Annotated in this window: 18 protein-coding genes; 9 read left to right on the top strand and 9 right to left on the bottom strand. The window is 29.3% G+C overall.

The features are described from left to right. Positions 1 to 271: 271 nt before the first annotated feature. The 6 genes from J3U20_RS00210 to J3U20_RS00185 all read right to left on the bottom strand — a co-directional run bounded on the left by J3U20_RS00210 (position 272) and on the right by J3U20_RS00185 (position 10,755). Complete coding sequence (locus J3U20_RS00210) at positions 272 to 1,813, bottom strand: lipopolysaccharide biosynthesis protein (protein WP_160543171.1); 1,542 nt, start codon at positions 1,811 to 1,813, stop codon at positions 272 to 274. A 55-nt stretch (positions 1,814 to 1,868) separates the two neighbouring features. After that, the gene (locus J3U20_RS00205; protein ID WP_160543172.1) at positions 1,869 to 4,271 is read right to left on the bottom strand and encodes a GumC family protein; all 2,403 of its coding nucleotides are present in this window, start codon (positions 4,269 to 4,271) and stop codon (positions 1,869 to 1,871) included. Positions 4,272 to 4,284: 13 nt separating this feature from the next. Then, on the bottom strand, positions 4,285 to 5,070 hold the full coding sequence (locus J3U20_RS00200) for a polysaccharide biosynthesis/export family protein (RefSeq protein WP_160543173.1): 786 nt from the start codon (positions 5,068 to 5,070) through the stop codon (positions 4,285 to 4,287). A 481-nt stretch (positions 5,071 to 5,551) separates the two neighbouring features. After that, the gene (locus tag J3U20_RS00195) at positions 5,552 to 6,448 is read right to left on the bottom strand and encodes an exopolyphosphatase (RefSeq protein WP_324124760.1); all 897 of its coding nucleotides are present in this window, start codon (positions 6,446 to 6,448) and stop codon (positions 5,552 to 5,554) included. Then, positions 6,448 to 8,505: a polyphosphate kinase 1 gene (gene ppk1 / locus J3U20_RS00190; protein ID WP_160543175.1), complete on the bottom strand. Its 2,058-nt coding sequence runs from the start codon at positions 8,503 to 8,505 to the stop codon at positions 6,448 to 6,450. Before ppk1 ends, J3U20_RS00195 begins: the two co-directional genes overlap by 1 nt. 105 nt (positions 8,506 to 8,610) lie before the next feature. Continuing rightward, complete coding sequence (locus J3U20_RS00185; protein WP_160543176.1) at positions 8,611 to 10,755, bottom strand: carboxy terminal-processing peptidase; 2,145 nt, start codon at positions 10,753 to 10,755, stop codon at positions 8,611 to 8,613. A gap of 108 nt (positions 10,756 to 10,863) precedes the next feature. Here J3U20_RS00185 and surE point away from each other — a divergent pair, with 108 nt between their 5' ends. Further along, positions 10,864 to 11,640 carry a 5'/3'-nucleotidase SurE gene (gene surE / locus J3U20_RS00180; protein WP_160543177.1) on the top strand — a complete coding sequence of 259 codons (777 nt, stop codon included), beginning with the start codon at positions 10,864 to 10,866 and terminating at the stop codon, positions 11,638 to 11,640. A 165-nt stretch (positions 11,641 to 11,805) separates the two neighbouring features. Here the strand turns inward: surE and J3U20_RS00175 are convergent, their stop codons facing one another. Then, a complete protein-coding gene (locus J3U20_RS00175; RefSeq protein WP_160543178.1) occupies positions 11,806 to 12,228 on the bottom strand; it encodes a DUF4359 domain-containing protein in 423 nt (140 codons plus the stop codon). A gap of 154 nt (positions 12,229 to 12,382) precedes the next feature. Here J3U20_RS00175 and J3U20_RS00170 point away from each other — a divergent pair, with 154 nt between their 5' ends. Continuing rightward, positions 12,383 to 13,558, top strand: a complete 1,176-nt coding sequence (locus J3U20_RS00170) for a MalY/PatB family protein (protein WP_160543179.1) — start codon at positions 12,383 to 12,385, stop codon at positions 13,556 to 13,558. A gap of 179 nt (positions 13,559 to 13,737) precedes the next feature. Further along, positions 13,738 to 15,273, top strand: coding sequence for an anaerobic C4-dicarboxylate transporter (locus J3U20_RS00165; protein ID WP_160543180.1), 1,536 nt, complete (start codon positions 13,738 to 13,740; stop codon positions 15,271 to 15,273). 9 nt (positions 15,274 to 15,282) lie between these two features. On the opposite strand, the gene J3U20_RS00160 is transcribed toward J3U20_RS00165, so the two are convergent. After that, entirely contained in the window at positions 15,283 to 16,275 is a 993-nt protein-coding gene (locus tag J3U20_RS00160; protein ID WP_160543181.1) for an ABC transporter ATP-binding protein, read from the bottom strand. A gap of 4 nt (positions 16,276 to 16,279) precedes the next feature. Then, positions 16,280 to 17,332: a FecCD family ABC transporter permease gene (locus J3U20_RS00155; RefSeq protein WP_221411253.1), complete on the bottom strand. Its 1,053-nt coding sequence runs from the start codon at positions 17,330 to 17,332 to the stop codon at positions 16,280 to 16,282. Between the two features lie 30 nt (positions 17,333 to 17,362). Here J3U20_RS00155 and J3U20_RS00150 point away from each other — a divergent pair, with 30 nt between their 5' ends. The 6 genes from J3U20_RS00150 to J3U20_RS00125 all read left to right on the top strand — a co-directional run bounded on the left by J3U20_RS00150 (position 17,363) and on the right by J3U20_RS00125 (position 25,143). Beyond that, positions 17,363 to 18,751 (top strand): FAD-binding oxidoreductase, encoded by a 1,389-nt coding sequence (locus J3U20_RS00150; RefSeq protein ID WP_160543183.1) that lies wholly within the window; start codon positions 17,363 to 17,365, stop codon positions 18,749 to 18,751. Positions 18,752 to 18,819: 68 nt separating this feature from the next. Further along, positions 18,820 to 19,320 (top strand): RNA polymerase sigma factor, encoded by a 501-nt coding sequence (locus tag J3U20_RS00145; RefSeq protein ID WP_160543184.1) that lies wholly within the window; start codon positions 18,820 to 18,822, stop codon positions 19,318 to 19,320. Continuing rightward, positions 19,310 to 20,002 carry a hypothetical protein gene (locus tag J3U20_RS00140; protein WP_160543185.1) on the top strand — a complete coding sequence of 231 codons (693 nt, stop codon included), beginning with the start codon at positions 19,310 to 19,312 and terminating at the stop codon, positions 20,000 to 20,002. The genes J3U20_RS00145 and J3U20_RS00140 overlap by 11 nt, the downstream gene beginning before the upstream one ends. Positions 20,003 to 20,132: 130 nt before the next feature. Next, positions 20,133 to 21,971 carry a DNA topoisomerase IV subunit B gene (locus J3U20_RS00135; RefSeq protein ID WP_160543186.1) on the top strand — a complete coding sequence of 613 codons (1,839 nt, stop codon included), beginning with the start codon at positions 20,133 to 20,135 and terminating at the stop codon, positions 21,969 to 21,971. Between the two features lie 49 nt (positions 21,972 to 22,020). Continuing rightward, entirely contained in the window at positions 22,021 to 22,506 is a 486-nt protein-coding gene (locus J3U20_RS00130) for a hypothetical protein (protein ID WP_160543187.1), read from the top strand. A gap of 39 nt (positions 22,507 to 22,545) precedes the next feature. Further along, complete coding sequence (locus J3U20_RS00125) at positions 22,546 to 25,143, top strand: DNA gyrase/topoisomerase IV subunit A (protein ID WP_160543188.1); 2,598 nt, start codon at positions 22,546 to 22,548, stop codon at positions 25,141 to 25,143. The last annotated feature ends 149 nt before the right edge of the window (positions 25,144 to 25,292 follow it).

Genomic DNA, 25,292 nt, shown 5'->3' with positions numbered 1-25,292 from the left:
TTCAAATTATTATTTAATTTTAATTATAAAGCTATTATTAAAATCAAAATAATTATAAACAACTAATTAAATTATCATAATGATATAAATTTAAATATATTTAAAATATATAAATTATAATATTTTACCATTAATTCATTAATAATTATATTCATTTTAAATCTTATAAATTAATTTATTTTATATTTAAATGTTTTATATTATTTATATTTTATTTTATTAAAATCCTGAAACTGCCTTTTAATACTTGAAAATTAAAAAATTAATAATTTTATTTAAATTTAATGATCAAATTCCTTATAATACTTTTAAATTGCTTTTTTTGATTATTAGTTAACATAACTAAACTCATAATTAATAATACTATAATGGATATAATGATTGAATAAAAAGTTAAAGTACCCCATCCATCAATCTTAATAAAATAATATTTAATGATTAAAAATAGTATTAATAAGCATAGAGAAATTGCTAAATTTTTACATATTATCGGATAAAATGTATTCCATTTTAATTTTAAACATTTTGCTCCATAAATTGGTAAAAAAGTCAATGAACGTAGACCTCCCCATACCAGTCTTGAAATTACAATTGCTAATAGTTTATCATAATCATCTTTTAAAAAATTAACACTTATAAAAATTGTAATAAAAATGAGAATACTAAAAAACAAAAGACTTAAAGATGAAATTTTTATCTTATCCGTTATAGTAAATATATTCCAAAGGCTTTCTTGTGGCATTGCAATCATTAATGAAAAAAGGGAAATACAAGAAAGCTGATATAATTTTTGATGATCTTGATTGGGTAACCATAATTGAAAAAAATCTTCACCAAGAATAATAAATACTAGTATAGGTAAAATTGAAATAATACCCATTATTCTAATATTTTTGTGAATCTCGTTTTGTAAATCAAGAATTTTATCTTTAGCATAATATTCGGTTAATTTTGGAGCAAAAATAATAGCTACAGAAGCACACAATGATAAAATAATTGTAGGTATAGTTTTACTTATAGATAATGTTCCCATAGCTAAGGTGCTAATAAAAACATTGGCTAATAATAAATCCATTCCTGTTGAAAGTATATCGCTCAATTTATTCAATAAATTCCACCAACCGGATAATAGTATCTTTTTTACTAACTTAAATTCATATAAATTTTTGTTATTTTTAAAATCCGGAAATATTTTTACAGCTATTTTTTTATTACACAAACCTATAAATAAAGTACTAATTAAGGCAGATATTGAATAATACCATAAATGTGGCTTAAATAATGAAAAAGGAACTACTACAAATATAATCCTTAATATATTTGAAATAATATTAAGTACAGATGATATATCTGTTCTATTTTTTATAAAAAGAGGAACAAAATAAATATTAAACATTAATGAAATGGCAGAATTTAAAAAGGTAAGTCCAAATAATAATTTCACTTCCCATTGCTGCTGTATATCTATTTTAATTAAGTTATCTAAGTAAAAAACAACTAAAAACGCTACACATAGTATTATTATAGCTAAAAAAATATTTGAATAATAAACTGAAGAATAATATTTTTTTGCTAAAATTAAATTTCCTTTATGATAACTTACGGTAATAAAACGAGTTGCCATTGAATTTAAAGCTACCGAAATTAGCGATGTATACGATACAAAATTATTTGCTAATCCTATATAACCGTATACATCTGCACCCAATTTTTTAATTACAAAAGGTGTTAAAAAAAAACTAATTACAAAACCAACTATAAATGAACTTAATTGTGCTGCTAAATTTACCAATAAGCGTTTTTTTTCTTCCATGATTAGCAATAAATTTTCAATTTGTAGTTAGTTACCTTTAATTAGTATTTTATTTTCAACGGTGAAAAATTTTACTTCGATTTATTGTGAAATATTTATACCATGCTTTTTTTTCTTGATTATATCCATATGGATTATAACGTTCATATCCGTAACCACCTTTTAAATCCACATTGTTAATCAATATGGCTGTTTTATGTTTATCAAATTTTCCTTCTTCTTGCAACTGAACCAAAATATCTAACATATTCTTTTGTAAGTAGTTGACTCTTATTAGATATATAACCAAATCAGCATACTCATTTATCAAAAGTGTATCTGTAACTACGCCTACCGGAGCTGTATCTATGATAACATAATCATAAAAATCCTTACCATATTTAATTATTTCCTTAAATTTTCCATTCATTAATAATTCTGAAGGATTGGGAGCTATTCTACCCGAAGGAAGTATATCTATATTTAAAGAATGTTCGGATTTTTTATTATTAGAATAAGAATTTGAAAATATTATTTTAGATAAATCCGAAACATTCCCGGATAAATATTCTGTAATACCCTCTAAATTATTATTTATACCTAAATTTTCTCTAACTTTAGGTTTGCGAATATCTGCCTCAACCAACAATACTCTTTTATTAGCCAATGCTAAAGTATAAGCTAAATTTAGGGATGTATAAGTTTTTCCTTCTCCACTTATTGTTGAGGTAACATAAATACATTTATTTTTATATACCGATTCAGACAATAAAAAATTTACATTGGTTCGTAATATTCTAAATGCCTCAGCTGAAGAGGAATTAGTACTTTGGATATCAACCATATCATTTTCTGCTTTTGGAATGTAACCTAAAAATGGAAAATTTGATATAACATTTTCTATCTCTTTTTTAGATTTTACTTTATCATCAAAAAAGAAATTTACATATAAAATCCCCATTGGAATTATTAATCCCATTATGGCTGATATAAATAAAATAATATAGGGCTTAGGATAAACCGGTTGATTGGAATAATATGCTGTATCCACCACTTTAACTACGTTAGGGGTTGAAGAGGTAGCAATTTCTGTTTCTTCTCTTTTTTGAAGTAATAATAAAAATAAAGATTCTATAGTCTGCTGTTTTCTAAAAATATCTTTAAATCCTCTTTCTTTTGCCGGAAGATCTGATATTTTATTTGAAACTTGCCCCATTTGCTTTTGCAAATTACCAATAGCAATGCTAGTTGAATTTTTATAATTTTTTAAACTTTTTCTTAAATTATTATTATAATCACGAATTTGAATATCTAAATTTTTAACAATAGGATTTTCCGGGGTTGAACTTTTTAGTAAATTATCTCTTTCAAGTATTAATTTATTAAATTCTTGTGTAGTAGATACTATAGACGCATCATTAAGTCCAATATTTGAAGGTAATAAAGAATTATTATTAGAACCAATAAAGTTTTCCATATAATCGATTAAGCTCAACTGTATAGAATATTGTTTAAGCTGTTCTTCTATTCTTGAAGATTCTTGTACTTGCTTTCTTCCTTCCGTTTCAACATCAATGATTTTTTTACTCGATTTAAACTTCTCCATATGATCATCTGCATTGCTTAAATCTTTAGATATCAATGATAATCTATCATTTATAAATGATATTGTATTTTGGCCTATTTTGTATTTATCATCAATAATATCCTCTTGAAGTTGTAAAACTAAAAGATCTATAACTTTATTTGCATTTTCTGGTAAAATGCTTTGTAAACCTAAGTTGATAATATTTCCGTTTTTAGAAACATTTTCAATTTCAAGAGAATTAATATATTCTAATGTTACATCTATTATGGGATTAAGGGATATAAATAATTGATCTCCAGATTCTGATTTTGGATTACGAACGAAAAGTATATCTCCAAAAGGAAATTTCACCGGTTCATTAAATTTCCCATTAAATACACTGTCTTTTTTTAAATCTTTACATGTAAATTTCTCATTATCATCAATAATGACTTCTAAATTAATGGGTTTATCAATTAAATATTTAGATTTTTCATCAATAAATTTTATCGAAACACCGGCATCTTTTTTATAAATTTGTTTGGTTATAAACCCGTTTTTCTCACTATATTGAACGTTTAAATCTAATTTATCAATTACTTTAGATAATAATCGACGTGATTTTAACATTTCTATCCAATCATCTATATTATTCCTAGTTAAATCCGTAAATTCAGTTATTTCCATCATTCCGGATAAAGCCAAATTATCGTGATTACCCGTATTGATAAGAATTTTTGATTCTGATAAATATTTTTTAGGAGTAACATACAAATATAAAAACCCTAAAGAAATTGTGATTATTATAGAAAAGATAATCCATTTCCAATATAATAAATAACGATAAGCCAAATCTTTTATATCTAGATCATCTTCTTCTTTGGAATAAAAATTTTTATTATAATTTTTCATTATATATAATTATTTAACGGGTAATAATTGAAATCACAGATAATATAATACCTGCCAAAGATATAAAGACAGAATTTGTAGCACTATAGGCCGATGAGTTGGTTTTTGCTCCATTCGGATGAACATAAATCACATCATTTTGAGATAAATAGTATACCGGAGATCTAAAAATTTCATTTGATGTTAAATCAACATGTGTAAAAGTTTTATTTCCATCCTTATCACGAATCACTATTATATCTTTCCTTTTTCCATAAATTGTTAAATCACCTGCTAAACCTAAGGCTTCTAAAATCGTAATTTTTTCATTGGATAGTGTATAGGTTCCCGGTTTAGATACTTCTCCTAATACTGTAATTCTAAAATTAGATATATGAATATTTACAGAAGGGTCTTTGATATAAACTCTTAGTTTTTCTCTCATAAAATCCATCGCCTGAGATCGAGTTAATCCACCTAATTTTAATTTCCCTAAAACAGGAAAATCTATTTCTCCATTTTCATCTATCAAATAGGTTTTCAATCTTGGGTTGGTAGACGTGATGCTTTCAGAGCCTGCTGCATTAGCATTATAAGGACTCTGTTGATTAAATGGAAGTGTTGATTCCAAATCTAAAGCAGAAATAGTTATAATTAATAAATCATCCGGTTTTAGTGTTGGCACATATTTATACACTTCTTTTAATATAGTTTCATTACCTTGAAAATAATATAGTTTTTTTTTTGAAGCGCAAGATGAAAGGCAAATAAGGAATAATACTACTATTATTGAAACAATATAAGAACTAGTTTTTTTCATTAGTTTATTCATTAGTTTTATACTTAAAAATTTATTTAAAATCTTTTAAATTATAATAATACTATACTATATAATCTTATAATTTAACTAAAAACAACCTTTATATATTAATAATAAATCCTAATTTAGAAATATAAAAAGATCGTCTTTTAGGTTGTATAAAATTTTTCTCTTAATTTTTATTTTAATTCACAAAAATAAACTATTTTACTTTTAATTTCAAAATATAAATTTAATTTAAAATTTAGGTTTAGTTTTATCTTTAAATTAGCTAAAAACTATATAATTAATCAATAAATAACTTTGAGGAATTGTTAATATTTAAGAGCTAAATTTTATCATTAATTAACAAAAAAACAGATTGTAAAATGTTTATATAATAAATTATCCAAAAATTATATACTTTTTAATGGTAAAATTTATAATTATAAATATAATTAATAAATAATTTATATCAATAAAAATAAGGATAACTATTAATCTACCTTAATTTATTATTTATTTTCTTATACATTAAATTAATCATTCCATCAGCAGCACCAATTTTTGGAACATGAATTCGTGTGGAATGTGCAAATTTCATTACCGAATTATATATTAATAATGCCGGAACAATTACATCTGCCCTATCCGGTTTCATATTAAATTTTTCAATTCTTTCCTCATAAGAAATGCCTTTATATAGTTCGTACTGATGATGTATATAAGAAGCCGAAAGAAATTTACCTTCTTTTTTTCCTGAATTTTTAAATACAAAATTTATATTTCCTCCTGATCCTATTAAATCCACGGATTTACCTTTTGTTATTTTAGTCACCCAGGGTTTAATGACATTTGTTAGATAATTTTCATCTACCTTTTTATCTAATAATCTAACGGTTCCTATAGGAAATGATTGACTATGATGAACTTTACCTTTATTTAAAAGGGATATTTCCGTACTGCCCCCTCCAACATCTACGAATAAATAATAATTATCGGAATACAGAAAATTTTTAAGTTCCGAACTAAAAATGATCTTTGCTTCTTCTTCTCCGGAGATAATATCTATTTTAATTCCGCTTTTGTCTTTTATATAATTGATAACATCTTTGGAATTTGAAGCTTCTCGCATAGCAGAGGTTGCAAATGCCCTATACTCATCCACATTATAAACTTTCATCAATAAGCTATAAGCTGTCATTGCATCATTTAACCGCACCATAGTTTTTTTAGATATCTTCTTATCTGTAAAAACATCCTGTCCCAGTCTTATAGGTACACGAACTAAGCTGGTCTTATTAAACGTTACAGTTTCTTTAGTTTCATAAATGGTATTTATTAGTAGTCGTACTGCATTAGAACCAATATCTATAGCAGCATAGGTTAATATATTCATCATTTATTTAACTCTTTAATATATTGGTATATAGTTTCTTGAGAACGGTTTTTCTTTTTTCTGTTTTTCTGGTAGGGTTCCTCAAATCCTTCTTGTATCAAACGTCCTTTGACATTATCGTTAAAACCTAAATCGAAAATTTTCATAATCTCCTGTTTATTTTTTGCGCTGATAATAGGACATGCTACTTCTACTCTATGATCAAGATTTCTTGCCATAATATCCGCCGATGAAATATAAATGAGGTCATCACCTCCATTTTTAAACCAATACACTCGCGGATGCTCTAAAAATTTATCTACAACACTAATTATTTTAATATGATCACTTAAACCGGGAACTTGAGGGATAATAGAACAAATGCCCCGTACGACCATTCGAACTTCCACTCCCATTTTACTGGCTTCATATAAATAATCAATGATTTCTTTATCACATATACTATTAACTTTAATATTAATTTGCGCGGGTAATCCGTTTTTTTTATTGTTTATTTCCCGTTCAATACCTTGTATAATTTTTCGACGTATTCCCCAAGGGCTTACTGCTATATCTTTATAATGTTTAACTAAATAATTGGCATTAAAAAAATCAAATACTTGGTCCACTTGTTTTACTATAGCTTCATTAGCTGTAAAAAGAGTAAAATCCGTGTACAATCGTGCGGTACCTTCATGAAAATTTCCTGTTGAAATAAATGCATATTTAGTAGCTGCACCTCGTTGTGGTTCTCTTTCGACAATACCAATTTTTGAATGGACTTTTAATCCGGGAACTCCAAAAATTACCTTGACTCCTTCATCTTGTAATTGTTTAGACCATTTAATATTATGAGCTTCATCAAATCTTGCCCTTAATTCTAAAACTGCCGTTACTTCTTTTCCATTCCTTGCAGCATTGAGTATGGCACTTAGAACTTGGGAGTCACTGGCAACCCTGTATATGGTTATTTTTATTTTTTTTACTTTTGGATCGATGGCCGCTCCTCTTAAAAATTTCAAAAAAACAGAATAATCATAATACGGGGCATAAAGTAAAGTATCTTCTTTGGCAAAAGCCTTAAAATAGTTTTTTTCTCCTTTTAAAATTTTAGGAATAACCGGTTCTATTTTTTTATATTCCAGATCTTGCCGTCCTAAGGTAGGAAATTTCATAAAATCTTTTTTATTATGATATTTTCCTCCGGGCGCTAAACTATCGTATTCATCAAGATCAAACATTTTCTTTAAGAACCTGAGCGTTTTAGGATCAATAGTTTTATCGTATACTAAGCGGACCGGTAATCCTTTTAATCTTTCTTTTAAGGCAACGGCTATGCTATCTACATAACTGACTTGCACATCGTTATCAATGGACAGATCCGCATCTTTCGTTAATTTTATGGATTTACCCTCGATGGTCTCGAATTTAAAAAATTGAAAGATATCTTTTAAATGATATCTAATAATATCTTCAAGAAATATTACATAATGTTTATCATTAATATCAGGTAAGACTAAAAAACGCGAAAATCTGTCCGAAGGAACTTCAATAAGTGCATATTGTTGATTTCCATTTTTTTTAGTCATGGTTACTATTAAATAAAAAACATTATCTCTAAGGTTGATTGTTTTATCTCCCTCTTTCCAATATAATATAGTTAAATTATGACTTAATTTATTTTCAAAAAAATCTTGAACGAAAGGTTTCAAACTCTCGGGTAAGGTCTTATCATCAACTAATAAGGTTTTTTCTTTAGCCAGCTCCTTAATAATTTGTTCATACAATTTATCATATTTTTCTTGCTGATGAGCAACCGTCATATTAATCTCTTCCAATAAATTTACATCTTCTTGACTCTCAACAATATTATTATATTTTCTGTTGAATTGAACCATTCGAGCTATATAAGCATACCTTACTTTATAAAATTCATCTAAATTGTTAGAATATATTCCTAAAAAACGAAGTCTTTCCAATAAAGGATTTTTTTTATCCATTGCCTCTTGAAGTACTCGAGAGTTGAATTTAAGCCAACTTATTTCCCTATTGATATATCGAAAATTAGATCTATCCATGACTAAAATTTATTATAATTAAATCTAAAAAAATTTATTCTATTTTCAAATGGGTTAAAAAAAAACAATCCATAAAATTTATGGATTGTTTTTACTATTGTTCAATTATTTTTTATTAATAATATCATTTAAAACATTGACAGATTCTCTAAGGTTAAAATCTTTTTTCATTCCTTTATACCAATCTTCACGTTTTGCTTTAAGTACAGTATCTTCTTTAAACTTGACTAACTCGTAAGCCGGAGCCTCTACTTTTATTTTTGCATCAAAATTAGTTTCCTTTTCATATACTTTACTTTGATCACTTCTTTTATTCATTTCCTGCATGAACTTATCATACTTTAGCGGAATTTTAGTAATCTTTTCCAATTCTTTTGTCCATTTACCTGCTTTCTCAATTGACGAAACATAGGTACTTCCTTTTAATCTTTCTGCACTTCTTGCTTTAAGATATTCATAATCTATTTTAGGAGTACCATTCCAGGTAGAATAATTTGTTGGAGATATCTGATCCCACGGTAAAGCATATTCTTGAGACTTTTCAAAGATATCAGAATAGGAAAAAATACCGGGAATAACTATATCGGAATTTACCCCTTTCAACTGAGTTGAACTTCCGTTTATCCTATAAAATTTTTGAATAGTTACCTTTAAGGCCCCGAACTTATCGTCTTTCATACCAAATCGATCCAAAGGAAAGATGGTTTGTACCGTTCCTTTACCATATGTTTGAGAAGGTCCGACAACCACAGCCCTATGATAATCTTGCATAGCTCCGGCCAGTATTTCTGACGCAGACGCTGAAAGTTCATTGGTCATAAGAATTAAAGGCCCATCCCAAACAATATCTTTTTCTTTGCTGTCTAATACTTTTATTTTTCCGCTGGAATCTTTCACTTGAACTACGGGCCCCTTTCCTACAAATAATCCGGTTATATCAACCACTTCAGACAATGATCCTCCCCCGTTGTTTCTTACGTCCATAATCAAACCGGTAATTCCTTGCTTTTTTAATTCATTAATTTCTCTTTTGATATCATCGGAACAATCTCTGCCTTTACTGTTACTCTCTAGATTCACATAAAATTCTGGCAAATACAATATACCGAATTTATTACCTTTTTCATCCGTTATAATCGCACTTCTAACAAAGGTTTCCTGAATTTCAATTTCTTCTCTTACCAAAGTTACCGTTTTAGTACTTCCGTCCTTTTTCTCTAAAGTTAATACTACCGTAGTTTTTTCTTCACCTCTTATTAATCGGATGGCATCATCTAATAACATTCCTACTACACTTACCGGATTACCATTTTTACCTTGTTGTACTTTAATTATTTTATCTCCTGCCTCAATTTCTTTAGATTTCCAAGCCGGACCACCAATTACTAGTTCCCTGATCGTAGGATACCCTTTAACATCTTGTAATGTTGCACCAATTCCTATAATTTTACCACTTATAGAGCTGTTAAAATTTTCTTTATCTTTAGGTGAAAAGTAGGTAGTGTGAATGTCAAAAACTTCCGTATATGCATTGACAAATATGGAAAATAGATCAGATTTTTTTCTTAATTTTATTTGTCTAAAGTATTCTGACAAGTTTTCTTTAACTTTTTTTACGGCATCTGCTTCTATTTCTTCTTTTGTTTTAGGCTTTTCGATTTTTTTAGTAACTTTTTTACTGATCGAATCCGTTTTTATGGAATCACTAGTATTTATGCTATCTTTTACGTTTTGAGTATTAAATATTTCCTGTAGTATTCTATATTTAATGTAAGATTTCCAATACTGTTTTGCCTGATCTTTATTTTTTGGGAATTTTCTTTTTTTATCATCAGAATAAAAATAATCATCATTAGAGAAGGTAATTGGCTGACTGAAAATATCATTAACATATTGTTCCGTTTCATCAATTCTTTTATACAACCTATCGATAGTTAAATGATAAAATGAAACATCATTATTAATAAACATATCACTCATTTTATCTCTGTATTCAGAAAACTCATCCATATCAGAATCCAGAAAATATCTTTTAAACGGATCTAAGTCTTCCATATATTTTTTAAAAACATCCCTTGAATAAGACACATCTAAATTTTTAGGCGCATAGCTTGTAAAAAGTAGTGTTTCTCTAACTCTTTTAATTATCTCTCTTTCATTGTCGGCATGAGAAGAAGCGTTAAAACAAAACACTAACAGGCTCATGGAACATAGCGATAAAAATATCCAGGTCTTTTTTAAATTAAGCATCGGTTTACGTATATTATTTGTAATTTTAAAAAATAAATTCAAAGATACTATATTTTTACAAGGAAAAATCTTAGTTTTGTTATAAATTTTAAATTTCATTGAAATCCTATGGAAAAGCCTTTAATCTTAGTTACCAATGACGACGGAATCAATGCTCCGGGAATACGTGAGTTGATTGATATTATGAATGAAATCGGTGAAGTATATGTTGTTGCTCCGGATAAGCCTCAAAGTGGAATGGGACATGCAGTAACCATTCATTCCACTATTCGTGCAGAAAAAATGTATATTGAAAATGATTCCCGCAGAGAATGGGCTTGTAGCGGTACTCCTGTGGATTGTGTGAAATTAGCCATTGATCAATTATTACCCCGAAAACCGGATATTTGTGTCTCCGGAATTAATCACGGTTCCAATTCCTCAATTAATGTAATTTACTCCGGAACGATGTCTGCTGCCATTGAAGGAGGTATTGAAGGAATTCCTTCCGTTGGTTTCTCTCTTTGCGATTTTTCTTATACTGCAAATTTCAAAGCAGCCAGAAAACATATAAAATCAATATGTGAAAATATTTTAAAGTATGGATTACCGGAAGGGGTCGTTCTCAACGTAAATATTCCTAAAGCCGAAGAAAAAGATATTCAAGGAATTAAAATTTGCAGACAGGCAAATGCTCATTGGGATGAAGAGTTTGACCGTCGAATTGATCCTAAAGGCAAAACTTATTATTGGATGACGGGTAACTGGTGTAACTCAGATAAGGGAGATGACACGGACGAATGGGCGTTAGAGAATAATTTTATAAGTATAGTTCCCGTTCAATTTGATTTAACTGCTTACCATTTTATGGAAAAAATTAAACAATGGAATTTTGAAATAAAATAATATGATTTTAAATAAACTTTAAATAAGAAATATTTCAAATGTTGGTTGTTATTGGTATATGTATTTTTGCAATTTTGGGGATAATTCTTTTTGCTATATTGAATAATAAAAAATAGATTCTACATTAATTTTTTCTCTTCTAAACAATTTAAAATCATATTGATATTAACGATTATTTTGCAATAGTTTATTAAATTCTTTCTTAAAATCTACTTTTTGAATTTCTTCCTCTACTTTAGGAAATAAGAACATTTTATCAAATATTCCTAATCCAATAGTTTTCCATTGATCATGATATAAGATTTGAATGGTAGAAAACAGATAATAATTTTCTCTTCGTATATGAGTATCCATCATGTAAGTAACGATCTTATCACTGATGACAGGAATAATATTCTTACTAAATTCAGCTAAAAATTTAAGATTGGGATCTTTGTTTTCATTTAGTTCATCCCCCATTTTCTGATCCATAATGGACGTTAATTTATCTTTAATAAATGCTTGGTGCATTTCTTTGTCCGGATTAGTAAAAAAAAGACTACCATTCAGTAGTATAATAACAAAAATAAATAAATACCTTAATTTCATAATTCTTCAAATTAGCAGTTGCAAAGGTAAGCTAAAAATTATATAAAACTATTTTATTGTTCTGAATAACAAATAAGTAATATAAAATTTTATACAAAAAATCAACTTCTTCATTTAAATAAAACTCATATTTTTGTGTAAATATTATTCGGAAATGGGCAATTATAATTTTGATCAAATCATAGATAGAAAAAATACAGATTCACTTAAATTTGGAGTACTTAAAGAAAGATTTGGAAGAGATGATCTTATCCCTCTTTGGGTTGCAGATATGGATTTTCAATCTCCAAAGGAACTTGTTGATGCTATGGTTGAAAGGTCAAAAAACGGAATTTTTGGATATCCTTATGTTTCCAATGAATACTATCAATCAATCTGTAATTGGCAATGGAAACAACATCAATGGAAAGTAAGCAAAGAAGAGATTAGTTATTTACCCGGAGTAGTCAAAGGAATTGCTTTTGCTATAGATGTCTTTTCAGAAAAAGGAGACCAAATTATAATTCAACCGCCCGTTTATCATCCTTTTCGCATTATAACCCAATTACATGACAGAGAAGTGGTAACCAACCCCTTACTTTTAGAAGGAGATCAATACAGAATGGATTTTGAGGGTTTGGAAAAATTAATGACTACCAAATGTAAAATTTTATTACTCTCGAATCCCCACAATCCCGGAGGCAGAGTTTGGAGTCGAGATGAGTTGAAAAAACTTGCTGAAATTTGCTATAAAAATAAAGTTCTGGTTATCTCAGATGAGATACACTCTGACTTGGTTTTATTTGGAAATAAGCATGTTCCTTTTGCAACAGTTTCAGAAGAAGCAGAACTAAACAGCATTACCCTTAGTGCACCTTCCAAAACGTTCAATATAGCCGGTTTGGTTACCTCCTACTCCATTATTAAAAACAAAAATTTAAGAGAGCGTTATCATAAATATTTGGTTAGCAATGAATTGAATCAAGGAAGTATATTTGCCTATCTTGCCATACAAATTGCGTATGAAAAAGGGGAAGAATGGATGAATCAATTAAAAAAGTACATTGAAGAAAATACTAAATATGTAGACCAATTCCTAAAATCAAACTGTTCAAAAATCAAAGTAATCATACCGGAAGCATCTTTTCTTATATGGCTGGATTGTAGAGAATTAAAATTATCTCAAAAAGAATTGAATTCGTTTTTTATAGAGAAAGCTCGTTTAGCATTAAATGATGGAGCTATGTTTGGTAAGGAAGGTACGGGATTTATGAGGATGAACGTCGGATGTCCTCGATCTGTACTTGAAGTTGCTTTAAAACAATTATCAGATGCTGTCAGTCAATTATAATTAGGTTTATTATTTTAACTAATCATTAACTTATTTATAATTAAAATAAATTAATAGTTAACTTTTTACTTTTCGATCACATTATCAGCATGTTAGATTATATTATATATATACATGTTAAAAATCATATAAATAAAAAATGATAAATTATCTAGTTTTATCCTTGAAAAAGGAGTTATATGAAAAACATTTATATTATATTGATAACTTTCATCTTATTCACGCCGATTTTTATTACATCTCAGAATGTAAGTTTACTTGCAACTGCCTCAACAGCTCAGGTAAATCAAAAAGCTTCTGCAAATTCTAATGAAATAAAATCAGAGGAAACTAAAAAAGAAACCATTTCTAATTCGAATGCAACGAATGAAAATAACGCCCCTCTAAAATTTATCACACAATTAGGGCTATTATTAATCGTTATTTATTTTGGTATAAAAAAAGGTGGAGTTTCCTTAGGTTTATTAGGGGGATTTGGAGTGGCCATATTAGTTTTATTATTCAGGGATTCTCCCGGATTACCTCCCATTGATGTAATGCTTATAATACTTGCCGTAGTTACTGCTTCCTCAACCTTAGAGGCCACCGGTGCACTTGGTATGTTGGTGAGTTTTGCGGAAAGAATTTTACGTAAAAATCCAAAATATATTGTCTATTTAGCTCCTTTATCCACTTTCTTTTTAACCATGCTTGTAGGAACCGGTCATGCTGTATATCCATTATTACCGGTTATTTACGATGTATCTTTTAAACAAAAAATTAGACCCGAACGACCTATGGCGGTAGCTTCCATAGCTAGTCAAATGGGAATTACAGCCAGTCCTATAGCAGCAGCAACAGCTGCTATGATCGGTGTAGCCTATAAAGCCGGAGTTACCATAAACTTAATTGACATTTTATTAGTTACCGCTCCTTCTTGTTTTTTGGGGGTGATGTTAGCTGCAACTTGGAGTTTAAATAGAGGAAAAGATCTCGATAAAGATCCTGCATTTTTAAAGAAAATGGAAGATCCTGATATGAAAGCCTATATAGTAGGCGATTTAGAAAGATCTGAAAGTACTAAACCTTCAAAAGATGCTAAAATATCACTAAGCTTATTCTTTATTGGCATCCTATTTATCATCTTAATTGCTTTATTCCCGGATTCAATTTTACCAAAAAATAACGGTAAAACTATTCCAATGACCAGCGTATTGCAATTTATCATGTTAGGAGTCGGTGCTATTATAGTCTTAATAACGGGAGTTAAAGCTAAATCTATATCGGATACTAAGGTTTTTAATGCGGGAATGATTGCTGTAATTATGATTTTTGGAATAGCTTGGATGAGTGAAACCGTAATAAAAAATAATGAATCTTATTTATTATCTTTAATAAGTGATATGGTGAAAGAACGTCCCTGGACATTTGCTATAGCCATGTTCTGTGTGTCTATGTTTTTAAAAAGTCAAGCAGCCACAATATTAGTTATGATGCCCATTGGATTTATGCTACATATACCTGTATCCATTTTAATCGGATGTATCCCTGCATCTTATGCTTATTTCTTTTTTGCTTTTTATCCATCAGATTTAGCGACCATAAATTTTGATAGAACAGGAACAACCCATATCGGAAAATATATTCTTAACCATAGTTTTATGATACCGGGTTTAATCGGTGTAATTTCAGCTACAGCTATTGCTTTATTTTTATCCTATTATGTGGTTAATTAAATTAATTGCTTAACTTTTTTTTAATTTCAGGAAATTGATAAGATTTTCTATGGATGTAAAACTATATTCATTTTGATTCTTATCAAGAAGATAAAATACGGAATCTTTTTCTAAAATCTGGATGGATGCTTGATCGGAAATAACAAAATTATTTTTTACCAAAGCTTTTTTTAACCAGTATGCAGATTGTGAATTGGAATCTACTCGTACCGTTTTAGAAGTATCAGATTTGAAAAAATTATATTCATTGGCTTGATAATCAAAACGTATCGTATCGTTTACAAAATAATCATATAAGTTATATCTGTTAGCAATATCTTCTGTAAAACCTGTATGTAACAAATCATCTTGTATAAACCATAATCGGTCTGCTACAGCAAGGCCTAAAGATAAATCATGAGAAGTAAATAAAATAGATTTACCCTGATCGTGGGCGTACATTTTAATTATTTTCATGATTTCTAATTTATTAGCTATATCTAAATGTGAGGTAGGTTCATCTAAAATTAATATTGGACAATTTTGAACTAAAGCTCTGGCAATCATTACCTTTTGAAGATTACCATCCGAAAGTTTAGTTATATTATATTCTCTATATCGGCTAAGATTCAACAGGTGCAGTATATCGTCAATCGCTTCAATTTCTTTTTTTGTAAGACTTTGATACCATTTTTTATAAGGATATCTACCTAAAGCCACTAAATCAAAAACCCGTAGAGAGGGGCTGACAGCGATTTTAGAAAGAACTACCGCAAGATATTTTCCTGTTTCTAGGGGTGAGATTTCAGAAATATTTTTACCCTCAATTTTTATTGAGCCCTCAAGCAAAGGAAGTTCACCATAAATGGATTTTAATAATGTTGTCTTTCCACTTCCGTTTTTTCCAGTCAAAAGTATAATTTCTCCTTTTTTCATGGTAGCATTTATCCCCGAGAGAACTGGCGATTGATAACCTATGGATAGATTATGAAATTCAAGTATAGAATTACTGTTTGTTTCCAAAGGATTAATTTTTAAATCTGTCTTTTAAAATTATAAATAATATTGTTGGTACACCTATCAAAGAGGAAAGTATATTTACAGGCAATTGCGTATAACTCATAATAAGACTTACCAATAACATAAATCCGCTGCCTATTAAAATATTTAAATTAATTTGAGCCCAAAGTGCGGAAGGATTCCAAATTTGTCTGCAAAAATGCGGAATAATAATACCTACAAATACAATCGGTCCAAGCATAGCGGTTGTACTTCCCGTGAGTAAGCAGACGGCTATCAGAATATTAATTTTAAGCTTCGCCATATTCACTCCTAAAACCTTTGCATACTCTTCTCCCATGAGATAACCTATTAATTTTTTTACCGACATAAAAGCCGGAAGTAGTCCCAGTATCGTGCAAATTGTAAAAACTGAAATTTGATTTCCTGATAATCCTTCAAATGAACCAAAAGACCAATATACGTATTGTTTCAGAGATTCAGATTGTGAGTAAAATTGTAAAGTACTGATTAATGACCCACAAAAAGAGGATAAAAGAAAACCAATAATAATAAATGTGGAAATATTCTTAATTTCTTTGGATATAAACAATAACAGGAGTGAAGTAAGCAAGGCACCCGTAAAAGCACTTATGATAAGTAACCAACCTTCTAGCCATTGATATTGAAGAAAGAAAAGTCCTCCACCTAAAAAAATAAGCAATGCTACAGCTAAAGCTGAAGCAGATGTAATTCCTAAGACAGAAGGTTCTGCTAAAGGATTTTTAAAAAGTTCTTGTAGTAAAAATCCGCTAACGGGTAATGATATCCCTGCTAATACTACAGCTACCGTCCTGTTAAATCGATACGATATAATTAATTTTTTAGTTTCTTCTTGAGTAAAAAAAAGATCGTATAAAGAAATATTTTCAAATCCGGTCAATAAATTAATAAGAAATAAGAATATACAACTTAGTAAAAGTAAAATTATAAGAAGTATAAATCTTTTTGAAAACATAAATACAAATATAAAAACTACTCGACCATTTGTAGTGAATAATCTAGTAAATTCTGTTATCAAATTAGTATTTTTGCATTGAATTTTAACTTTATGCCTGAATATATTGATTTTTTTGTTGAATTATTAGGACCTGAACATTGTTTCTACGATGAACAAAGTCTTGAATTTTATTCTTATGATCATACCGAAAATTTAAGTTTTAAACCTTTGTTGGTTGTTAAACCTGAAAATTCGGAAGAAATTTCTCAAATAGTTAAATTCTGCAATGAAAAGACGATACCTATTACAACTAGATCCGGGGGTACCGGACTAATGGGAGGAGCTTTACCTATACATGGAGGAATTGTTTTATCCATGGAAAGACTTAATAAAATTATTAAAATCGATATTCAGAACTACCAGGCTGTTGTTGAAGCAGGAGTTATCAATTATCAACTTCAACAAGCCTTAGAACCATACGGTTTATTTTACGGTCCTGATCCTTCGAGTTGGGGCAGTTCCTATATAGGAGGAAATATTGCTACTAATGCAGGAGGATTACGAGCGGTGAAATACGGAGTCACTTCTGCTTCTGTATTGAATTTAGAAGTAGTTCTCCCCAATGGAGAAATTATATGGACAGGTGCTAATACGCTTAAAAATTCAACGGGGTATAATTTAACCCAATTGTTTATTGGTAGTGAAGGTACATTAGGTATAGTTACCAAAGCCGTTTTAAAAGTTCTTACAAAACCCAAAACTGATATTACTCTGCTTATTCCTTTCCACAATTTAGAGGATTCGGCAAAGGCTGTAACGGAAATTTTTAAAAGCGGTTTACTACCCTGTTCACTTGAACTTATGGAAAGAAATGCTTTGGAACAAACCTTATTGCATTTAGATGAAAATTCTATTATTTTACAGGAAAATGTACAAGCTCATTTATTAATAAATTTCGACGGAAATTCTCAAGAAGAATTATTACCATTACTTGAACAAACCATAGCGGTTGTTGAACCGTTTCCGACAGAAGAAATTTACTTTGCTGACAATGAAACAGATAAAAACCGTTTATGGGAATTAAGAAGAAAAGTTGCTGAAATTGTAAAATCAAACGGGTATACTATTGAAGAAGATACGGTTGTACCAAGAGCTGAATTACCTAATTTGATAAAATTTGCTCATCAATTAGCTGAAAAAAATGAATGTAAAGTAGTTTGTTACGGTCACGCAGGAGATGGAAATCTACATATACGATTCAATCATCCGAAATATAAAAATTCGTATAATAATCCGGTTATCCACGCTATGCTTTTTGAATTATTTGAGTATATCCATTCTCTTGGGGGAACAATTTCAGGAGAACATGGCATTGGATTGCTTCAAAAAACATTCTTGCCTATAGTTTTTTCAAAGGCTAATTTGCAAATCCAAAAAAACATAAAAAAAGCCCTTGACCCTAAAAATATTATGAATCCTGGAAAATTAATCCCCGATTAAAATAATCCAAATTCTATTTATGTAACAAAATTTTTAATGTAATTACTTATAATTTAATAACTAAACCTGTGAAAAAAATCGAATTAGAATTTTCGAAATTAATTGAAAAAAATCAGGGAATCATTCATAAAGTTTGCCGAATTTATACAAACAATGAAGAAGATTCTCAAGATTTATTTCAAGAAATTCTATTACAACTTTGGAAATCCTATAAAAGTTTTCAAGGAAATTCTAAATTCACTACTTGGATGTATAGAGTTGCACTAAATACGGCTATCACTCTTTTTAGAAAATCAACTAAAACCATCAATACCCAAGAAATAGATAACACCTTATATAAAATATCTGAAAATGATGATTTTAGTGAAAAGCAAGAACAAATCAACAGGCTTTATGAGGCTATTAAAAAACTTTCTGAAATAGAACGAGCTTTAGTGTTGCTATATTTAGAAGATTTATCTTACAGAGAAATTTCCGAGACTTTGGGTATTACAGAAGTTAATGCTCGGGTAAAGATGAATCGCGTGAAAACCAAATTAAAAGAAATAATGAACAAAAATGAAGAATGAATTGGATATAGACAGTCTAAAAAAATCTTGGCAAAAGCAAAGTGAGACCAATCAATATTCTCAGGCAGAATTAATATTGATGCTTAATAAAAAATCGCGTAATAATGTAAAATACATTGTAATCATAAGTGTTATTGAATTTATAATTTTAATGACCTCTCTCCTGTTTACAGCAGCGGATATGAACCTTATTATGCCCAATCTGGGAGGAGAAGCTCTAAAAGTTTACATTCGTAACTACCACATTAGCAGATTGCTCATCTATTTTAATCTTATAACTTCCATTGGATTTATATTTTATTTTTACAGATGCTATAAAAAAATCAATCTCCTGTATTCAACCAAAGATTTAATCAATAATATATTAAGATTTAGAAAAAGCGTTAATTGGTTCATTTGTATTAATATTTTGCTGGGTGTATTAATACTTATTTTAACCGGCTTTTATGAATTTATGTATGGAAAAAGATTGGGACGAGGATTCAATTCTACAGATATTTTAAATATTGATCAAATAAGACTTAATTTCTCTTATCCTGAAAATATATTTGTTTTTATTATCATTTGCATAATTTTATTTTTAATAATTATCGCCTACTATTTATTAATTTATGGAATATTACTAAAAAAATTAAAGAAAAATTTAAACGAAATTAAAAAATTGGAAAAAGACAATCTATAATTTATTTTAAAAATACAAGAGGTAGATCAGTGGTCTACCCTATTACAAAATCATATACAATATACAATTTGTGTATGATTTTTTTTATAAATGAAAAATCGTATTTTTGCACATATTTAGTTGGAAGAAGATGAATCAAAGTACTCAATATACCGAGGATAATATAAAAACCCTCGAATGGCAGGAGCATATTCGTATCCGTCCGGGAATGTATATTGGAAAATTAGGTGACGGATCTTCCCCGGATGATGGTATCTATATTCTCTTAAAAGAAATAATCGATAATTCCATCGATGAATATGTTATGGGAGCAGGAAAAAAAATTGATCTTTCCCTTGATAATACCATAATAAAAATACGAGATTACGGAAGAGGTATTCCTTTAGGAAAAATGGTTGATGCCGTTTCTAAAATGAACACGGGAGGAAAATATGATTCCAGAGCCTTTAAAAAATCTGTAGGATTGAATGGAGTGGGTACAAAAGCTGTAAATGCATTATCCTCCTATTTTAAGGTTAAATCCGTACGTGACGGAGTTTCACGATATGCTGAATTTTCAAAAGGTGTACTGACATACGAAAGCCCTGAAACAGAATCCAAAGAAAGAAAAGGTACCGAAATTTCTTTTGAACCTGATTCTTCCATATTCGGAAACTTCAAGTTTAGGAAAGAATATATAGACAAAATGCTTAAAAACTATGTCTATCTTAATCCCGGACTGAAAATTTTCTTTAATGGAGAAGAATACTATTCTGAAAATGGATTGCAAGACTTACTTCAAGATAATATTGAAGGAGAAACGATTTATCCTATCATCCATTTAAAAGATGAAGATATTGAAGTAGCTTTCACTCACAGCGAACGTTCTCAATCAGAAGCTTATTTTTCCTTTGTAAACGGTCAACATACTACACAAGGAGGAACACATCTCAATGCTTTTAAAGAAGCCTTCGTGAAAACCATACGTGAATTTTATAATAAAAACTACGATGCATCTGATATTAGAAAATCCATAATAGCTGCGGTTTCAATTAAAATTATTGAACCGGTTTTTGAATCGCAAACTAAAACTAAATTGGGAAGTAGTGAAATGGGCCCCGATTTACCCACGATTCGAACTTTTATGAATGATTTTCTTAAAAAACATTTAGATAATTTTTTACATAAAAATCCGGAAGTGGCGGATGCTCTTCAAAGAAAAATTATAATATCTGAAAAAGAAAGGAAAGAACTTTCCGGCATTCAAAAACTAGCAAGAGAAAGAGCAAAAAAAGTAAGTTTACACAATAAAAAATTAAGAGATTGTCGTCAACATTACAATGATCAGAAGTCTCAAAGAAAATTAGAATCTACTATATTTATTACGGAAGGTGATTCAGCCTCCGGATCCATAACTAAAAGTAGAGACGTGGAAACCCAAGCGGTATTCAGCCTTCGTGGAAAACCATTGAATAGCTATGGATTAACCAAAAAAATAGTTTATGAGAACGAAGAATTTAATTTACTTCAATCTGCTTTAAATATTGAAATAAGCTTAGAAGATTTACGTTATAATAATGTAGTTATCGCAACTGATGCCGACGTTGACGGAATGCACATCCGTTTGCTTATGATAACTTTTTTCTTACAATTTTTCCCTGATTTAATAAAGAACGGACATTTATATATTCTCCAAACCCCTTTATTCAGGGTTAGAAATAAAAAAGAAACACGGTATTGTTATACTGATGAAGAGCGAATTAAAGCAATTCAAGAATTAGGAAAAAATCCCGAAATAACTCGTTTTAAAGGGTTGGGAGAAATATCTCCTGACGAATTTAAAAATTTTATCGGTAAAGATATAAAATTAGAACCCGTAATGTTAAGTAAAAATACTTCTATTGAAGAACTATTGGACTTTTACATGGGAAAAAATACACAAACCAGGCAAGAATTTATAATTAATAATTTAGTAATAGATACCTTTTAGTGATATAAACAAAATTAAATATGAATAATGACTTAAAAGCTACTATTTTATGAAATTTCAAAATCCAAAAACTAAAAGTAAAATTGCAATTATTAACATTGTAATATTGATCATTTTTTTTACCAGCTTTGTATTTATCTACTTAAATGTGCCTGCATTTGGCAGAGGAGATGAATTTGTTTTATTAATGAGTCTGTTAGTACTTGTTTATTTGGCCTATTTAGGTTGTCCTTTCTTTAGGTATGACAGTGACGGAGAAACATTAATATTTCAAAATGAAAAATCTCTTCCGATTGCTTTTATGGTTAAAGAATCATTATCTGACTTTCCTAAAAGAAAACTTATTAAATTTGTAATTAAAAATAAACCATTATTCAAAAAAGTTTTAGAAATTTACATATCAAGCAAACGAGTAAGTTCCGGACAATCTAAAGTGAATTTTGATATATCTTATCTAGATTCCCGACAGATTAGAGATATACGAATTTCTCTCAATAAAGTAATTAGCGAAAATAAAAAGGAAATATATCAATAAAATTTTACACAAGCATAAAAAAACACTTTTAAACTAATAATGAACGAAGACAATCAAGAAAACGTAAATAAAAATAATCAAAACACTGAAACTATTCAAAAAATATCTGGTATGTACCAGAATTGGTTTTTAGATTATGCTTCTTATGTCATTCTTGAAAGGGCTATTCCATCCATCTTCGACGGTTTAAAACCGGTTCAAAAAAGAATCCTTCACTCAATGAGGGAATTGGAAGATGGCCGGTATAATAAAGTTGCCAATGTGGTGGGTAATACCATGAAATACCACCCCCATGGAGACGCTGCTATTACTGATGCTATCGTTCAAATAGGACAAAAAGAACTATTAATTGATACCCAAGGAAACTGGGGTAATATATATACAGGAGACGGAGCAGCTGCTGCCCGTTATATTGAATCCAGATTAACTCCTTTTGCTTTGGAAGTTGTCTTTAATCCTAAAACTACGGTTTGGAAACCATCTTATGATGGACGGAATAAAGAGCCTGAAAACCTTCCTATAAAATTTCCTTTACTTTTATCTCAAGGAGTGGAAGGTATTGCCGTGGGTTTATCTACTAAGATCTTACCACATAATTTTTTAGAATTAATCGATGCATCTATTGCGATTTTAAAAGGAAAACCATTTACCTTATATCCTGATTTCCAAACAGGCGGTTTAATTGACGTTGCGAATTATAATGACGGAGAACGCGGAGGAAAAATAAGAGCTCGAGCCAGAATTTCAAATCCGGAAAAAGGACTTCTTTTAATAAATGAAATTCCGTATGGAACTAATACAGGTTCTCTTATAGACAGTATTCTTAAAGCCAATGAGAAGGGAAAAATTAAAATAAAAAAAGTTGAAGATAATACCGCTTCTGAAGTTGAAATTTTAATACACTTACCTAACGATGTCTCTCCGGACAAGATGATTGATGCTTTATATGCATTCACAGATTGCGAAATTTCAATTTCTCCGAATGCATGTGTCATCAATGTAGACAAACCGGAATTTTTAAGTGTTTCTGAAATATTAAGAAGAAATACCAATCATACTGTAAATCTTCTTAAACAAGAATTAGAGATTGAACTCGGCGAATTGCAGGAACAATGGCATTTTGCTTCGTTAGAAAAAATATTTATCGAAAACAGGATCTACCATCAAATTGAAGAACTTGATAAGTGGGAAGATGTGATTTCTACTATTGATGACGGATTAAAACCTTTTACCGGCCATTTGATTAGAGAAGTTTCCGAAGACGATATTAATAAGTTAACTGAAATACGCATTAAAAGAATTACCCGATTTGACCTGGATAAAGCAGAGGAAAATATTGCAGCATTAGATGGAAAAATAAAAGAAGTAAAACACCATTTAGATCATTTAATCCAATATGCAATTGAATACTTTACCAATATAAAGAAAAAATACGGAAAAAATAAAGAACGAAAAACCGAAATTCGAACATTTGATACAATCGACGCAGCAAAAGTTGCAGTTGCAAATATTAAATTCTATGTCAATCGCGAAGAAGGATTTATTGGATATTCCCTTAAAAAGGATGAATACCTTTTTGACTGTTCGGATATAGATGATATAATTGTGTTTAGAAAAGACGGGGTAATGCTGGTTACTAAAGCAGATGCTAAAACTTTTGTAGGAAAAAACATCATTCATGTAGGAATTTGGAAGAAAAATGATACCCGTACTATTTACAACATGATCTATCGTGAAGGTAAACTAGGTCCTTGGTATATGAAAAGATTTCCGGTTACTTCCATAACCAGAGATAAAGAATATAATTTAGCCTCTACAGCTAAAGGTTCAGAAGTCCAATATTTTACTGCGAATCCCAATGGTGAAGCGGAATCAGTTACCATTTTCCTTAAACCCAGCCAAAGACTTAAAAAATTAAAGTTTGACATTGATTTTTCAGAATTAGCCATTAAAGGAAGAAGCTCTAAAGGAAATTTGGTATCAAAAAATTATATAAAGAAAATTGAATTAAAAGAATCAGGTATTTCTACTTTAGCCCCTAGAAAAATTTGGTTTGATGAATCGGTACAACGTTTAAACGTTGAAGGCCGCGGCAAATATTTAGGTGCTTTTAAAGGAGCCGATAAAATAGTTACCCTCTCTTCTACCGGAATTGCAAAACTTCATACTTTTGATCTCCTAAATCATTTTGATGATGAATTTTTAGTACTTGAAAAATGGAATCCGGAAAAACCGGTATGTTGTATATATTACGACGGAGATAAATCCATTTATTATATTAAACGCTTCTTATTAGATGATACCTTGAATCCGCAAGTATTTTTTATCTCAGAAAATCCAAGATCTTTTATAGAATGGGTTGGAACCGGATGGAAATTAATTGCTGAAATCAATTTTGGAAAAGATAAAAGTCCGGAAACCATTAATTTAGAAGACTTTATAGCTATTAAAGGAATTAAGGCACAAGGAAATCAAATTTCCAAAGAAAAAATAAAAAAGATAACCATTACAGAAGAACCTTCCGAAGAGGAAAATGAAGCAAATGCCAATGCTGAAACTGAAGACGCCCCAACTGAACCTAAAGATTCTCAAGATGGAAACTCCGGTACAGATGGTGAACAGATAAATCTTTTCTAATAATCTGAATATTTTTTATTTCAATAAAACAATAAATATTTGTTTACATATTAATTTCAAATATCTTTATTAAATAATTTAATGCCTTTACCGCATACTTACTCTTAAATTCACTAGATTTGTTTAATAAATTTAAGTTAAGTTTAATT

It is taken from the genome of Apibacter sp. B3919 (assembly GCF_026537405.1).
GTDB lineage: Bacteria > Bacteroidota > Bacteroidia > Flavobacteriales > Weeksellaceae > Apibacter.
Note: the sequence above shows the minus strand (reverse complement) of the source record. Positions and strands in the feature narration are given on the sequence as shown.

Coding starts and splice junctions, on each gene's coding strand:
- J3U20_RS00210 (WP_160543171.1), bottom strand. CDS start 1,813: ATGGAAGAAAAAAAACGCTTATTGGTAAATTTAGCAGCACAATTAAGT.
- J3U20_RS00205 (WP_160543172.1), bottom strand. CDS start 4,271: ATGAAAAATTATAATAAAAATTTTTATTCCAAAGAAGAAGATGATCTA.
- J3U20_RS00200 (WP_160543173.1), bottom strand. CDS start 5,070: ATGAAAAAAACTAGTTCTTATATTGTTTCAATAATAGTAGTATTATTC.
- J3U20_RS00195 (WP_324124760.1), bottom strand. CDS start 6,448: ATGAATATATTAACCTATGCTGCTATAGATATTGGTTCTAATGCAGTA.
- ppk1 (WP_160543175.1), bottom strand. CDS start 8,505: ATGGATAGATCTAATTTTCGATATATCAATAGGGAAATAAGTTGGCTT.
- J3U20_RS00185 (WP_160543176.1), bottom strand. CDS start 10,755: ATGCTTAATTTAAAAAAGACCTGGATATTTTTATCGCTATGTTCCATG.
- surE (WP_160543177.1), top strand. CDS start 10,864: ATGGAAAAGCCTTTAATCTTAGTTACCAATGACGACGGAATCAATGCT.
- J3U20_RS00175 (WP_160543178.1), bottom strand. CDS start 12,228: ATGAAATTAAGGTATTTATTTATTTTTGTTATTATACTACTGAATGGT.
- J3U20_RS00170 (WP_160543179.1), top strand. CDS start 12,383: ATGGGCAATTATAATTTTGATCAAATCATAGATAGAAAAAATACAGAT.
- J3U20_RS00165 (WP_160543180.1), top strand. CDS start 13,738: ATGAAAAACATTTATATTATATTGATAACTTTCATCTTATTCACGCCG.
- J3U20_RS00150 (WP_160543183.1), top strand. CDS start 17,363: ATGCCTGAATATATTGATTTTTTTGTTGAATTATTAGGACCTGAACAT.
- J3U20_RS00140 (WP_160543185.1), top strand. CDS start 19,310: ATGAAGAATGAATTGGATATAGACAGTCTAAAAAAATCTTGGCAAAAG.
- J3U20_RS00135 (WP_160543186.1), top strand. CDS start 20,133: ATGAATCAAAGTACTCAATATACCGAGGATAATATAAAAACCCTCGAA.
- J3U20_RS00130 (WP_160543187.1), top strand. CDS start 22,021: ATGAAATTTCAAAATCCAAAAACTAAAAGTAAAATTGCAATTATTAAC.
- J3U20_RS00125 (WP_160543188.1), top strand. CDS start 22,546: ATGAACGAAGACAATCAAGAAAACGTAAATAAAAATAATCAAAACACT.